Below are 13,849 nucleotides of genomic sequence, written 5' to 3'. Positions count from 1 at the left end.
TCAGAAAAGCAAATCCACTAAACAGCGAACCAACCAACCAAAACACCACAAAAACACCGGAAAACCGGCATCAAGTAGGGGGTTTTTCGTTCCCCCAACGAGCGGGGCAACTCGAAAAACAATACACTCTTTTACGCGAACACGCAAACCACAGAACCCTCCCATGTCTAAGCATGCGAGTGGCGATGCTGGACACGGTGAAGCTAGTTGGTGACGGATTCCTTCAACACGTACTTGGGCACCAGAACGGCGCAAAGGGCAGTCACTGCCCAGACGATGAGCGGCGCAAGCATCCAGGTAAAGAATCCGTTGATGTTGATCCCGCCAAAACCGAAGTCTGCAATGACGAGTGCAAGGAACGTTGAGACCAACGATGCGATGCCGGCAAGTGCCGGTGTGTACTTGGTGGCTAATTTGGCCACCAGCCCTACCAGCAACGACTGCGCAATGGTAAAGACGATGATCGCCGTCAGGAATCCCGAGAAGCGCAGATGGAACCCCGGCAGGAATAGTGCGGCGAGAATAATGGCCACGGCCGAGCTGCCCAGCTGTACGCCGATGCCTATCACTAGTTTCTTCATGTCCCGAGCCTAATCGCTGAGAGAGATGAACGGGAGGATCCGTGCCTGCTTAGGACTGTTGCTGCACCCACGTAGACGAGGAAGCCATACCTACGCATCCCTGATGCGTCCACTATCCATCCATCGGGCCTGACGCCGAGCTCCACAAGCAGCACTGCACGACTATGGGCTCCTATATAAGGACTCCTATGCCTCTACATAGACTGCTGCTATATGGGTTAGCCGCCAGAATGTGTTTACAGGATTGCCATTTTGGTCAGAGTTTATGGGGGTTGTAGGGGTGTGCGCCTGCTTTGAAAGCATGCGGGGTTGCGGTTCCTAACAGTCAATCCCGGTGAGGTGTGTGTACTCAGAAGCTCGTGCGGAACGGTTCTGCCAGTGCTGTGAGACCTGGGTGGCGTTGAAAATCTGTGGCGCTCCAAGCCCTTAGTCACGCGTTGGCGCTAGCAAAAGGCCTGAGTTCCCAATGCGTCCCCAACTCGATGCCAGCAAGGAATCAGTGGCCTTAGCCAAAACAGACCCACCGGACACCGAGCCTTTGACTGGTACCTCTATCCTCCGCACCGATTTGCCGCAAGACCTCTGCGAACTCGTGTGGTTCAGATCGGGGCACAACAAAAAATCCCCGGTGGAACCATTGGTTCCACCGGGGATTGATTCAAAAACGTGCGCGAGGGGGGATTTGAACCCCCACGCCCTTTCGGACACTGGCACCTGAAGCCAGCGCGTCTGCCGTTCCGCCACTCGCGCGTTTTTCGCAGTCCATCGAATGTTTTTCAACATTCAGTGGAACAGCGAAATCAAGCATATAGGAGACTTTCCGAAATACCAAAACGAGCATCCCCACACGACTCAGGATGCCACTACTGCTGCCATCCCAGACCCTGAAATCCTCTATTTCTAGGGGCTTTAGCTAGCTTTTCCCGCTAAACCCCCAACCCCTACCCTGGTAGGAAATCCGCCACATCCCCTCCCGGCAATAGGGATATTCCAAGACTCGCGCAGTAGTATCAACTTTGAACCAGGTTGACCGCGCTGCGGGCAGCTCGGCATCTGCGCCGTTTCAAAGCGCTGATGCCAGCCGATTTTGCTGTTCCCGTACTGGGGCAGCAAGAGAGATTAGGAGAGGAGAGCACATGGGATTGTTTGACAACGTTGAAAAAGGCATTGAAAAGGCAGTTCGCGGCGCCTTCTCCCTCGGCTCGAAGCAGCTCCAGCCCGTGGAGATGGCCAGCGCCCTTCGCCGTGAACTCGATGACAAGGCGATGACCTTGGATGCAGGTCGCACCTTGGCCCCCAATGTCTTCAATATTCAATTGGGCGATGCAGATTTTGAGCGGGCCCGCGCCTGGGGCGTCACCCTGGCCGAAGAATTGTGCGATGTGGTCATTAACCACTCACGGAGTCAGGGCTATGTGCTGCAGGGGTCCGTACGGGTTGCCTTCAATCACCTTGCCGAGCTCCGTGCGGGACAATTTGACGTCTTGTCCGCCACCGAGAAGGAAAGCGGGGCTCCGGCAGTACCAGCAGCCAGCCCGTCACGCCCTCCGGCAAGGCCCAGCCAGAATCCGGCCTCATCGACATCGGCACCTGCGCCGCTCTACAAGCGCCAGCCAACGCCGTCGTCGGTCCAAGGCCAGCCGGTATTGGACATTGACGGCCAGCGGTACTCCCTTAACGCCCAGTCAATCATTCTGGGCAGGTCGACTGATGCAGACATATTGATCGACGACACAGGCGTTTCACGCAAGCATTTAGAGATCCGCACCCAAGGCACTGCCACAACAGCCGTTGACCTGGGCTCCACCAACGGCAGCTATGTGGACGGACGTCGCGTCAACGGCACGGCGCCGCTGCATGACGGATCGACGATCACCATGGGGCACACCCAAATAACTTTCCGGATCTTGCCAGCACGAGGCGGTATTCAAGGATGAACGATCTCAGTCTTGTAGTCACCATCATGCGGTTCGGCTTCCTGGTCTTGATGTGGATCATGGTGTTTGCCGTGGTGGCAGCCATGCGACGCGACCTGGTCATTGGGCGCAAAGCAAAAGTTGGTGCCCCCACGGCCCGCCAGGCACGCAAACATCCGGAGCTGGTTCAGGATTCTCCTCCAGCCAAGATTCAGGCCCGCCAATTGGTGGTCACCGAAGGTCCCTTGGCGGGCACCACCTTAGAACTCGATGGCACGCCCATCTTGTTGGGCAGGGCGCAGGAGGCCACCTTGGTCTTGGAGGATGACTACGCTTCAGGACGCCATGCACGCCTGTTTCCGCAGGGTACACGCTGGTTCATTGAAGATCTGGGGTCCACCAATGGGACCTATTTGGGCGGCACCGCGCTGACACGCGCACTCCCTGTGGAACTCGGTGTTCCGGTGCGGATCGGTAAAACGGTCATCGAATTGAGGCCATGAGTATGGCCAAAAACCCACTGATTCTGCGGTATGCCGCCCGATCACATGTGGGCATGGTTCGGGCCAAGAATGACGACTCTGCCTATGCAGGCAAGTACTTGGCCGTGGTTGCTGACGGTATGGGCGGTCATGCCGGTGGCGATGTAGCCAGCGCCTCCACCGTCCTGGATCTGATCCATCTCGATCACAACCACCACGACGGCGACGCCGGCACGCATCTTGCTGACGAGATCCAAAGCGCCAACTCCCTGCTCTCGGAGCTTGTCCACGTCAATCCCAAACTTGCCGGCATGGGCACCACCGTCACTGCCCTGCTGCTCTCCGGGGACCGCTTGGCCTATGCGCACATTGGCGATTCACGCGCCTACAGGCTCAAGGATGGCACCTTCGAGCAGATGAGCACCGATCATACTTTTGTGCAGCGCATGATCGATGAGGGGCGCATGACCGAGGCCGAGGCCGAGGTGCATCCCCACAAGAACGTGCTGATGCGCGTACTGGGTGATGTTGATGCATCCCCCGAATTGGATTTGAAATACTTCGACGTCACGGCTGGTGAGCGTTGGCTCCTGTGTTCGGACGGGCTGAACTTTGTTCGCCATGAAATGGTCGAAGAGGTCATCCGGCACACCAAATCGCTAGCCACGGCCGCGGATACCTTGATTGAACTGACTCTTGCGGCCGGTTCTCCTGACAACGTCACCGTGGTGGTGTTCGACGTCGTTGAAAGCGTGCCAAACGACACTGACACCGCCGCATTGTCCACCGTTGGGGCCACGACTGTTGCCGAAGAGCCAGAGCTGGCATCGTTGGCCGATGAGACTGCCACGGACGACGCCACGGACGCCCCTGAGCAGCTCCCGGCAGCTGAGGCGCAAAGCCAGGCCGCCGACGATTCAGCTGCCCTCGACGAGGGCCCAGGCACAGCAGAATCAGGCGCTGCAGTACCAGTCGCTGCAGTACCAGGCGCCGAGACATCAAAAACCCGCGCCGACGACGCGGCTGCGCTTGATACGCACATCCGGGCTGCGGTGATTCTGCGGGAACTGGCCTCGCGCGAGCATGAGCTGGTGGGAGCGGCAGTGACAGCCAATGCTGAGGGGAAGATCCCACAGCTGGCCAGACAACCTGCAACGCAGCGAGCTGCAACTGTCCTCACACACAAAACCAACACTGCGCCGGTCCTTGTGGAGGACACGGAAGTCTCCTTGCCTCGACTTCGGCAACGCCCATGGGTTTGGGCAATCACCGGCGCACTGACGGCACTGGTCATCGTGGCGGCCTCCTGGGGAGCGTACGCATGGACCCAAACACAGTACTTTGTGGGCGAATCCAACGGCAATGTAGCAATCTTCCAAGGCGTCTCACAATCATTGGGCCCCATTTCGTTGTCCCACCTGCACCGTGAAACCGGCGTGAACGTTGATTCCCTGCCGAGCTATTCGCAACAGCTGGTTTCCCAGACTGTGCCGGCCTCCACACTGGCCAGTGCGGAGCAAATCATCAGCGACCTGCAACTGGGCACCGGCACGAGCACGCCCCCGTGCGATCTTGCATCAACGGCCCCACCGGCGAGCAGCTCTGCCAGTTCAACCACCACGGCAGCTCCAACATCCAGCCCGTCTGCCTCCGCCAAAACCAGTGGGACACCAACTCCGCAGGCAAGCAACACAGCAACCGCGCAAGCTACGTGCATCCCCGGAGGCGGACAATGAGCCAACTGTTAACCGTGGCAAAGCCTCGGCGCAACACTGAACTGCTCTTGCTGATCTTGGCGCTGAGCCTTGCCACCATGGCCAATGCTCTGGTGAATCTCAATCTGGGACGCACTTTTGACAACGACTTTTACACCCAGATCGCTATTCTCGCCGTTCTTTCCATCGGTTTCCACATAGCGCTTCGCATCAAGGCTAAATATGCCGACCCGGTTATATTACCGGTGGTTGTTGCGCTTAACGGCATTGGATTGGCCGTCATTCACCGCCTGGACATCACCTCAGGCGACACGGCCGGACAGCGCCAGTGGATGTGGACAAGTCTCGCCGTAGTTGCTGCCATAGCTGTGATCTGGTTCCTGCGCGATCACCGAATTCTGCGCCGCTACACCTACATCTCCCTGCTTGCCTCCGTTGTGCTGCTGGTCTTGCCGCTCGTTCCCGGAATCAGTGCCGGCAACGTCAACGGCGCCACCGTATGGATTGCCATTGGGCCCTTCACTTTTCAGCCAGGTGAAATTGCGAAGATCACCCTGGCTATATTCTTTGCCGGGTACCTATCCTCAAACCGTGACTTGATACTGCTGGCCGGCAAGAAGATCGGCAAGCTCCAATTGCCTCGGGCCAGGGACTTGGCGCCCATGATCGTAGCCTGGCTGGCCAGTGTGGGCGTGCTGGTTTTCCAGCGGGATCTTGGTTCATCAATCCTCTTCTTTGGCTTGTTCATGGTCATGATCTATGTGGCCACGAGCCGCATCAGCTGGATCTTGATCGGCCTAGCCCTCATCGCCGTTGGTGGTGTCGCGGCATACCAGATTTTCCCCCACGTCACCCGGCGCATCGACGTGTGGGTCAATGCCCTTGACCCCGAATACATTGGCGCTGCAGGCGGCAGTTTTCAAGTGGTCGAAGGGCTTTTCGGGCTGGCGAATGGCGGCCTCATAGGGACCGGCTTTGGTCAAGGCTCACCCGACACCGTACCCCTGGCCAATAGCGACATGATCATTGCCAGCATTGGTGAGGAGCTTGGCCTTGTTGGCCTATTCGCCGTTCTTAGCCTCTACACACTCTTCATTTCCCGCGGCTTCCGAGCTGCCCTGGGAACTCGGGACGCTTTCGGCAAGCTGCTTGCTGTGGGGTTGTCGTTTGCTGTCGCACTGCAGTGCTTCATCATCATCGGCGGAGTCACACGGCTCATTCCCCTGACAGGACTGACCACGCCGTTTCTGGCCGCCGGCGGTTCTTCACTCTTGGCGAACTGGATCATCGTGGCCTTGATACTAAAGATTTCCGACGCCGCACGCCGCCCCATTGACGTCTCCAACACGCCCGAACCATCAGCTTCAGGGCCGCAAGAACACGATACGAAACTGGAGGTGACCAAGCCATGAATCAAGCAATTCGAAATTCCTGGATAGTAGCCATCGCCTTGTTTGCACTGCTTTTTGGATCGATCTCCTATGTGCAGTTCTTTGCCGTGGACTCGCTCAACGCCAACCCCAACAACAACAGGCAACTGCTCAAGACTTTCTGCGGAAACCGTGGGCCCATTCTTGTTGACGGACAAGCCATCGCCGAGTCCGTTCCCACTAACACCGATTGCAAGTTCCAGCGCAAATACAACGATCCATTGCTGTATGCGGGCCTGACAGGTTTCTTTAGCAGGTTCTCCGGACAGTCCGGCATAGAGTACGCCATGCGGGAGCAGCTCACGGGCACCTCCGACGACGCCTTATTTGATCGCATCGCCCAGACCTTTACCGGGAAACAACCTCAGGGCCGCTCCGTGGAGCTGACCATTGATGCGAATATTCAAAAACTTGCCTATGACATGATTCCTGACGGTGTGGACGGCTCCATCGTGGTCATGAACCCCAAGACTGGCGCCATCATTGCCATGGTGTCCAAGCCTTCCTATGACACGAACCTGCTGGCCAGCCACGACGAGAAAGCTGTCAATGCGGCCATGGCGTCACTCGTGGGTGTTCCAGGAATCAACCTGTATGGCTCCAAAGCCTACAAAGGCTTGTACTCACCAGGCTCTGTTTTCAAGCTCGTTGACACGGCAGCCGCGCTCGAGTCCGGAAAATACAACAAGGACAGTATCCTTCCCAACCCTTCCCCCATGACCTTCCCCGGCATCACCTACACGCTGCCAAACTACGCGAACGGGCAGTGCGCAATCCGGGACAAGGCGTCCTTTGCCTTTGCTCTGGAGAACTCCTGCAACACACCGTTTGCCAGCATCGCGCTGGATCTGGGCCAAGATGCCATGACAGCCCAGGCCAATAAATTTGGCTTCAATGATGATTCCGTGTACTTCCCGGATAGAGTTGTTGACAGCCGCTTCCCCGGGAGTCAGGGTGTCCTCGACGCCCCCGGCCTGGCCCAGAGCGCAATCGGCCAGAAGGATGTTCTGGCATCGCCGCTGCAAATTGCCATGATGACAGCCGCGATTGCCAACGGCGGCCAACAAATGACACCCAATTTGGTGAAAACGGTCCGCACCCCGGATCTAAAGACCGTTTCAAGCTTGACCCCTGAGGTCCTGCGCCAGTCCACCACGCCGGAAATCGCAGCACAGATCACCGACTGGATGGTCAGTGTTGTTGACAATGGCATTGCCTCGGCGGCGGCAGTTCCCGGCGTTGAAGTTGCAGCCAAGACGGGCACGGCTGAGCTCGGTCTGAATGAGTCCGGCACTATGTTGAACAACGCATGGTTTACCGGCTTCGCTCCAGCCAATGATCCCGAAGTGGTGGTGTCGATCGTCATGCCAGGGGTCGACGTTGCCACCGGAGCACAATTAACTAGTCCAAACGCAAGCAAACTCTTCAAGGCGGTGTTGAATAAGTGAGGCCTATTTCTGGTATCACCTTAGGCGGCAGGTTCCAACTCACATCACGCATTGCCATTGGCGGTATGGGCGAGGTTTGGAAGGCACAGGACCTGGTCCTGGGCCGTATAGTGGCCATCAAGATTCTCAAGGACGAATACACCGGTGATCCCGGCTTTCGAGCCAGGTTCCGGGCCGAAGCCAAGCACACAGCCCTGCTGAACCATGAGGGAATCGCTAACGTCTTTGACTACGGCGAAGAAGATGGCTCCGCCTATCTGGTCATGGAATTGGTGCCCGGCGAGCCGCTGTCGGCTTTGATCGAGCGTGAGCATGTGCTCTCCGCCGACTGGACACTGTCCATGATCGCCCAGACGGCCCGCGCCTTGGCTGTGGCGCACGCCCAAGGCTTGGTCCACCGCGACGTCAAGCCCGGCAACTTGCTCATCACCCCCGATGGTCGGGTCAAGATCACCGATTTTGGCATTGCACGCTTGGCTGACCAGGTGCCTTTGACGCAGACGGGCCAGGTCATGGGCACCGCCCAGTACTTGGCTCCCGAGCAGGCCACCGGCCAAATAGCCACGGGATCCTCTGACATATATGCCTTGGGCGTTATTGGTTACGAGTGCATCACCGGACACCGGCCGTTCTCCGGCGAATCGCAGATTGCCATCGCCTTGGCTCAGGTCAATGACGCGCCGCCGCCACTGCCCGACACTCTGCCCACACCAGTGCGGGCCCTGCTGATGTCCATGCTCGCCAAGGAACCCAGCAACAGGCCTGCAAATGCCCTGAAGCTGGCGGAGGCTGCCGAGGCCATCCGCGCTGGCGACATTCCGGCTGCCCATGCGGCAGTCCCTGGCATGCTGCTGTTTGAATCCACCACAGGTCCCATCACGGCGCCCGTTGACATCAACGCAACGGCGCCCACGACTGTGGTTTCGAGCATCGCTGAGCCCAGCACCACGGCCCTGCCCATTCTCGGTGACGACGGCCAGGAAACAGCCGCACATCAGACACGGGCTGAAATCCTCGGTGCCGAACGTGCCTGGCAGGCCGAGAGCGAAGACCACGATCTCGCCCTGGACGAGGAAGAGCAGCAGGAACCGGCCAAGAAGCGCCGCAGTCCCTGGACTTGGCCGCTCATTGCCTTGATTGCCTTGCTGGTCTTCGCACTAGGCGCCCTGCTGCTGCAGGGTGCAGGGTTCTTTGGTGGAGATGCTTCACCGACCGAAACTAAGGCGCCCACCACCGCCACGCGCACGACGTCGGCCCCGCCCACTACCTCGGAAGCCCCCACCCCCACACAGGAGTCGTTGCCCCCCACGTCGGAGGCTCCCCAGCAATTCGACGTCGTCAGCAATATGTTGGTTGGCAAGACCTTCGGCGAGGCCGAAGGGATCCTGAAGAACGCTGGAATGACTGTGGTGAGCGTTGAGGAGTTCAGCGACTCGGTGCCCGCGGGGCAAGTCGTCTCCGTGAGTCCAACTGGGCTCCAAAATGTTGGCTCCGCTGTCACCCTCACGGTTTCAAAGGGCGCTGAGCCGCCTGTAACGGCGGCTGTCCCATCGTCCGCTGGTCAGGAAGGCAATGCATACGACGCTGCCTTGGTTGCAGCTGGCTTCATCCCGGCACGTGTTGAAGAAGCATCAGTGGTTACCGTGGGGAACGTGATTCGCACCAATCCGACTGCAGGAACACAGGTAGCTGTTGGTTCAGTTGTCACCTACTACGTCTCCACCGGTCCCGCCACTGCAGCTACCACCCCGGCACCGGCGGACGGCAAGAAGCCATAGTCTCAACCCGCGCATCTCTCCAATCTCATCCACCAACGCCTCACAATGAAAGGACAAACCAGATACTCATGAGTGTTCCGCGCGTCCTGAATGACAGGTATGAGATTGGGGAGTTGCTGGGTCGTGGCGGCATGGCTGATGTCTACATGGCTCATGACATCCGTTTGGGCCGTACTGTGGCCATCAAATTGCTGCGCGCCGACGTCGCTAGGGACTCTCACCTGCAGGCCCGCTTCCGCCGTGAAGCTCAGGCTGTGGCCGGGCTCAATCACCCGTCGATCGTTGCTGTCTACGATACTGGTGAGCACTTCACCGCGGATCAGACGCGTGACACCGCGCATTTGCCCTACATTGTCATGGAGTACGTCCGGGGCAAGACGTTGCGTGACTTAATCCGCAGCAAGGACATGAGCGTGGATGCGGCCATCGACTACACCCTTGGCGTGCTGGCTGCCCTGGATTACAGTCACCGCGCCGGCATTGTGCACCGCGACATCAAGCCAGCCAACGTCATGGTCACCCAAGACGAACACGGCTTGTTGGGCCAGGTCAAGGTCATGGATTTTGGCATCGCCAGGTCTCTTGCCGACTCCGCGGCAACCATGACACAAACTCAAACGGTCATGGGCACCGCCCAATACCTGTCACCCGAACAGGCTCGCGGTGAAAGTGTTGACGCCCGCAGTGATCTCTACTCAGCTGCCTGCCTGCTCTACGAAATGCTGGCTGGGCGCCCACCATTCACGGGTGATTCACCCGTTTCCGTCGCCTACCAGCACGTGCGTGAACAACCGCCCACCCCGAGCACCTTCAACCCCGAGCTGTCAGCCGCGCTGGATGCTGTGCTCATGCGCGCACTTCAAAAGGATCGCAACCACCGATTCCAGGATGCCACATCCTTCCGCAGAGCCCTTCGTGCTGCCCGTACGGGAGTCATGCCGACGCCCGGGCCCAGCGTGGACCATTCGGTTGATCCGGTTGTTCCGGTTTCTGCGCCTGCCCTGGCAACACTTGCGAGTTCCCCAGTTCTCGACGACGACGGACCTGCCACCCGCGCCATGGCAAAGGTCATGGCAGGGGGAGCGCTCACGACGGCGGACACCAGTGGACAGGAAGTCGCGGATCTCGCTCCGGACCTGAAGCGGCGCCGCAGGGCTTGGATGGCAACACTTTTTGTCTTGTTGGCGATTGTGCTGGGCGGTGGTGCAGTTCTGGGCTACAACCTGCTCAATCCCCGGCCTATAGCCGTTGAGCAAGTCTCCGTGCCATCCCTTGTTGGTGTCAGCAAGGATGACGCTCTGACCCAGTTGCTGAATTTGGGGCTCGAGCCCGACAGTACAGAGGAATTTTCCGCAACGATGGCACCAGGAGACGTCATCCGCACCGATCCGGGCACCGGGGCTTTAGTGAACCCTCAGTCAAAGGTCGATGTTTTTGTTTCAAAAGGTCCCTCGGAGGTCACCATCCCCAAGGACTTGGCAGGAAAGACCGAGTCCGAGGTCCGGGCGAACCTGGGCGCGCTGAACTTGAAATTCAATTCCAATGACTTCGTCACTGACCCCGCCATCGCCGCAAACCTTGTGGTCACCACTGACCCGGCACCCGGGGCCAGCGTGGCCGTGGGTACCAGTGTCACTTTAAAGATCTCCAACGGCCAGGTCATCATGCCGTCACTGTTTGATCTCACCAAGGATCCGGAGAAGGTGAAGGAAGCTGTCACGGCAGCGCTCAAGAAGGCTTCCCCCTATTTGGAACCCGAGTGGCAAGAGGCTGAAAACTCCGTTGTCACCCCTGGCATGGTGACGGATCAGTCGATAACGGCGGGGAGTAAAGTGGCACAACGGACCACCGTTGTCATCACCTTGGCCAAAGCACCCGAACCGGCCACCCCATCACCGAGCAGCACGCCGACACCCACGCCGCTGGCACCGGTGAAAACCAGCGATCCGGCCCCGCCGGACCCTTAAGCCAAAGCTCCGGGCCAATCCGGGCAACTGCCGGACTAGCTGTTGATAAGCGGGCTCAGGGTTGCCGCTGTAGCCGCCGCTCCTGCCAAGCCCAACGATTCGAGCCAGTTGCCCAACATAAGGTAACCACCCTGGGTGAGAACAGATTCTGGGTGGAACTGCACACCGCACAATGGGGCGTGCTTGTGCGCCAAACCCATGATCACGCCGTCGGCCGTCTCTGCAGTAATCTCCAGTACGTCCGGGATAGTCGCACGCACTGCCGAGAGTGAATGGTAGCGGGTGGCTGTCACGGGGCTGGGTAGCCCCGCAAAAACGCTGGTGCCGTGATGGAGCACCTCGCTGGTTTTGCCGTGCATGAGCTGTTCGGCATGGGTTACGACGCCACCATAGGCCTCGGCCAGCGCCTGGTGGCCCAGGCACACGCCGAGCATGGGCTTGGCGTTCTCGCCGCACCACTTGATGAGATCGATGCAAACGCCAGCCTCGGCGGGGGTGCCCGGGCCGGGGGAGACCAGTACGCCGTCGCGCGCAGATGCCAGTTCAATGGCTTCAGCCAAGGTGACGTCATCGTTGCGCACAACTGTTGTCTCTGCACCCAGTTGCTGCAGGTAGCCAACCAGTGTGTAAACAAAGCTGTCGTAGTTATCTATGACAAGGATTCGTGTGGCCATCTTAGGGTCCGCTGCCAATCGTGGAGTCGGTAAGGGGGTTGAACTGTGACAACCACGGGAAGGCGTATTGCATCAACAGGAACACGGCCGCCACGACGAACAGAACTGCAGTGATGATGCGGAACCACAGGGGCCCTGGCAGGTGTCTAAAAATCCAGCCGTACATTATTGGCCTTTCTGGTTCGCTGCAACTTGTGCGGCAATCGCTGCGGGCGGGCCAACGCTGGCAGGCTGCCACGATTCGAGGATCGAGTAGGCAATGATGCGTTCCTCGGCACCAAACCTTGGATTGCAGCTGGTCATAGTCAAGAAACGCTCGGTGGCTTTGGCATCCGGTTGGGTCGGTACCGGCAACAAGACGTCCCCACGGCTGGGCATCACGATCTGGTTGTTGCGGAACACGTAGGTGTAGTAACCATCTTTGGTTTGGATGTAAATCTTGTCGCCGGGAACCAGTGTATGAATGGCATCCAAAACAGCGCCGTGGGTTTGCCTGTGCCCGGCCACGGCAAAGTTGCCAACACCGCCCGGCATGGTTGAGCTGTCATACCGCCCCAGACCCAAGGTATCCAGCTGTGCCTGGCCCACACCCTCCACGAGCGGACGGCTGTAATTTTCGCCAAATCGCGGAACGTAGGCGATGCCGAAGACTGTGCTGGGTAGTTCAGGGGCGTCCATGACCTTGGGTGGACCAAAATCGGTGGGAGCGGCTGGGGCCGGGGGAGTTACCGGGCCCTGAAATTCCTGGGCAAACTGTGACACGGCCGCCTGCTGGGCCGTGTTGGCCTCAATATTGGTCCACCACAGCTCCCACACCACAAACAGCAGCAAGATGATGCCGCAGGTGATGAGGAGTTCACCAATGATCTGGACCAAGGTACGGAAGAAGCCTTGCTTGGGACGCTGGGCGCGCTGGCGCCGGGCGGCACGTCTGCGCTGATGGCGCACGTTTTCGTTGTCGGAGATCAACTCATCGACGCCCACGGCTGAATCGACGTGGCCTGGCGATCGAACCACGCGGGTCTCCTGACTGAAGTTGAGCGGCAATGTCATGCAATCCGCGACTGCACTAAATGCAGCTAGAATTACGTCAACAATAGCGGCAGTTCACCGCCTTGGAATAATTTGCCCAGCAACATCACAGCAACAAGAACTGCCGTCCACCCACCACGGTCGCCGATTTAGTCGGCCACTTCGTCAAGGAGCTCCTGTGCCCGAGTCAAAATCGCGTCCCCGCCCCACCAAAGGGCCGGCCACTACGCCTTCCAGCAAGACACAGAAGCCCAACGCCGTCTGGTTCTTGCCGGTCATGGTCACGCTGATGTTGCTCGGGTTGGTGTGGATCATCACCTACTACATCTCCGACGGCGCCCTGCCCATCCCAAACATTAATAACTGGAACATTGGCATTGGCTTCGGCATCGCCTTGGCCGGCTTCATGATGACCACCCGCTGGCGCAGCTAGTCCTTTAAGTATTGTTTTCTTCCTCTTGCTCGCTTTGAATGTAGCGGCCTTTAGGATCCTCAGCGGCACGGCCAGGGACATCTCCGGCCGTGCCGTAGTCAGCTTCAACGAACTGTCCGCGGTCCCCACCGTCCTGAGCCTCCTCTGAGCCTGCCGTCCCGTAGTCACCTTCTACGTAGCTACCCTCCGGATCTCCGGCCCTGTGACCCGCCTCGGCGCCGGCCTTACCGAAGTCACCTTCCACGTAGCGTCCACTCTCAGCTTCCTGCTCAGACATCCTGCTGCCCTGCTTTCTAGAGCATCGCGCCAGACCTGTTCCGGCGTCAATGCCATCCTGCTTCTGAGTCTAGGCGGATTGCAATCCTGTGCACAGGGCAACAACAACCTGATGGC

13 protein-coding genes and 1 tRNA gene are annotated in these 13,849 nt (G+C 58.8%); 8 read left to right on the top strand and 6 right to left on the bottom strand.

The features are described from left to right. Positions 1–203: 203 nt before the first annotated feature. Entirely contained in the window at positions 204–581 is a 378-nt protein-coding gene (locus tag CVS28_RS08500; protein WP_103481220.1) for a phage holin family protein, read from the bottom strand. A gap of 667 nt (positions 582–1,248) precedes the next feature. Then, positions 1,249–1,331: transfer RNA gene (locus tag CVS28_RS08495), tRNA-Leu, on the bottom strand. Between the two features lie 386 nt (positions 1,332–1,717). On the opposite strand from CVS28_RS08495, the gene CVS28_RS08490 reads away from it, so the two are divergent. From CVS28_RS08490 to pknB, 7 genes are all read left to right on the top strand, one after another. Further along, the gene (locus tag CVS28_RS08490) at positions 1,718–2,518 is read left to right on the top strand and encodes an FhaA domain-containing protein (protein WP_103481219.1); all 801 of its coding nucleotides are present in this window, start codon (positions 1,718–1,720) and stop codon (positions 2,516–2,518) included. Continuing rightward, the gene (locus CVS28_RS08485; protein WP_103465106.1) at positions 2,515–3,000 is read left to right on the top strand and encodes an FHA domain-containing protein FhaB/FipA; all 486 of its coding nucleotides are present in this window, start codon (positions 2,515–2,517) and stop codon (positions 2,998–3,000) included. Before CVS28_RS08490 ends, CVS28_RS08485 begins: the two co-directional genes overlap by 4 nt. Beyond that, on the top strand, positions 2,997–4,715 hold the full coding sequence (locus CVS28_RS08480; RefSeq protein WP_341476402.1) for a protein phosphatase 2C domain-containing protein: 1,719 nt from the start codon (positions 2,997–2,999) through the stop codon (positions 4,713–4,715). The genes CVS28_RS08485 and CVS28_RS08480 overlap by 4 nt, the downstream gene beginning before the upstream one ends. Further along, entirely contained in the window at positions 4,712–6,106 is a 1,395-nt protein-coding gene (locus CVS28_RS08475; RefSeq protein ID WP_103465107.1) for an FtsW/RodA/SpoVE family cell cycle protein, read from the top strand. Before CVS28_RS08480 ends, CVS28_RS08475 begins: the two co-directional genes overlap by 4 nt. Next, a complete protein-coding gene (locus CVS28_RS08470; RefSeq protein ID WP_103465108.1) occupies positions 6,103–7,572 on the top strand; it encodes a peptidoglycan D,D-transpeptidase FtsI family protein in 1,470 nt (489 codons plus the stop codon). Before CVS28_RS08475 ends, CVS28_RS08470 begins: the two co-directional genes overlap by 4 nt. Next, positions 7,569–9,350: a protein kinase domain-containing protein gene (locus CVS28_RS08465; RefSeq protein ID WP_103465109.1), complete on the top strand. Its 1,782-nt coding sequence runs from the start codon at positions 7,569–7,571 to the stop codon at positions 9,348–9,350. The genes CVS28_RS08470 and CVS28_RS08465 overlap by 4 nt, the downstream gene beginning before the upstream one ends. Before the next feature lie 68 nt (positions 9,351–9,418). Continuing rightward, positions 9,419–11,317, top strand: a complete 1,899-nt coding sequence (gene pknB, locus CVS28_RS08460; protein ID WP_103465110.1) for a Stk1 family PASTA domain-containing Ser/Thr kinase — start codon at positions 9,419–9,421, stop codon at positions 11,315–11,317. A gap of 35 nt (positions 11,318–11,352) precedes the next feature. Here the strand turns inward: pknB and CVS28_RS08455 are convergent, their stop codons facing one another. Genes CVS28_RS08455 through CVS28_RS08450 form a run of 3 tightly spaced genes read right to left on the bottom strand, consistent with a single transcriptional unit; the run spans position 11,353 to position 12,939 of the window. After that, positions 11,353–11,991: an anthranilate synthase component II gene (locus CVS28_RS08455; RefSeq protein WP_103465111.1), complete on the bottom strand. Its 639-nt coding sequence runs from the start codon at positions 11,989–11,991 to the stop codon at positions 11,353–11,355. Between the two features lies 1 nt (position 11,992). Beyond that, positions 11,993–12,157, bottom strand: coding sequence for a hypothetical protein (locus tag CVS28_RS19660; RefSeq protein ID WP_165788108.1), 165 nt, complete (start codon positions 12,155–12,157; stop codon positions 11,993–11,995). Beyond that, positions 12,157–12,939: a class E sortase gene (locus CVS28_RS08450; protein ID WP_370739489.1), complete on the bottom strand. Its 783-nt coding sequence runs from the start codon at positions 12,937–12,939 to the stop codon at positions 12,157–12,159. Before CVS28_RS08450 ends, CVS28_RS19660 begins: the two co-directional genes overlap by 1 nt. Before the next feature lie 262 nt (positions 12,940–13,201). Here CVS28_RS08450 and CVS28_RS20130 point away from each other — a divergent pair, with 262 nt between their 5' ends. Then, positions 13,202–13,456, top strand: a complete 255-nt coding sequence (locus tag CVS28_RS20130; protein WP_243399780.1) for a cell division protein CrgA — start codon at positions 13,202–13,204, stop codon at positions 13,454–13,456. A 4-nt stretch (positions 13,457–13,460) separates the two neighbouring features. Here CVS28_RS20130 and CVS28_RS08440 read toward each other — a convergent pair whose 3' ends face one another. Further along, the gene (locus CVS28_RS08440) at positions 13,461–13,733 is read right to left on the bottom strand and encodes a hypothetical protein (protein WP_103465114.1); all 273 of its coding nucleotides are present in this window, start codon (positions 13,731–13,733) and stop codon (positions 13,461–13,463) included. Between the last annotated feature and the right edge of the window lie 116 nt (positions 13,734–13,849).

This window comes from Arthrobacter glacialis (genome assembly GCF_002909415.1).
In the GTDB taxonomy this organism is placed as follows: domain Bacteria; phylum Actinomycetota; class Actinomycetes; order Actinomycetales; family Micrococcaceae; genus Specibacter; species Specibacter glacialis.
This window is presented reverse-complemented; position numbering and strand designations above follow the sequence as displayed.

Bases quoted from the DNA above. Each gene is read 5' to 3' on its own strand.
- CVS28_RS19660 (WP_165788108.1), bottom strand. From the start codon at position 12,157: ATGTACGGCTGGATTTTTAGACACCTGCCAGGGCCCCTGTGGTTCCGC.
- CVS28_RS08455 (WP_103465111.1), bottom strand. From the start codon at position 11,991: ATGGCCACACGAATCCTTGTCATAGATAACTACGACAGCTTTGTTTAC.
- CVS28_RS08490 (WP_103481219.1), top strand. From the start codon at position 1,718: ATGGGATTGTTTGACAACGTTGAAAAAGGCATTGAAAAGGCAGTTCGC.
- CVS28_RS08500 (WP_103481220.1), bottom strand. From the start codon at position 581: ATGAAGAAACTAGTGATAGGCATCGGCGTACAGCTGGGCAGCTCGGCC.
- pknB (WP_103465110.1), top strand. From the start codon at position 9,419: ATGAGTGTTCCGCGCGTCCTGAATGACAGGTATGAGATTGGGGAGTTG.
- CVS28_RS08475 (WP_103465107.1), top strand. From the start codon at position 4,712: ATGAGCCAACTGTTAACCGTGGCAAAGCCTCGGCGCAACACTGAACTG.
- CVS28_RS08470 (WP_103465108.1), top strand. From the start codon at position 6,103: ATGAATCAAGCAATTCGAAATTCCTGGATAGTAGCCATCGCCTTGTTT.
- CVS28_RS08485 (WP_103465106.1), top strand. From the start codon at position 2,515: ATGAACGATCTCAGTCTTGTAGTCACCATCATGCGGTTCGGCTTCCTG.
- CVS28_RS08440 (WP_103465114.1), bottom strand. From the start codon at position 13,733: ATGTCTGAGCAGGAAGCTGAGAGTGGACGCTACGTGGAAGGTGACTTC.
- CVS28_RS08480 (WP_341476402.1), top strand. From the start codon at position 2,997: ATGAGTATGGCCAAAAACCCACTGATTCTGCGGTATGCCGCCCGATCA.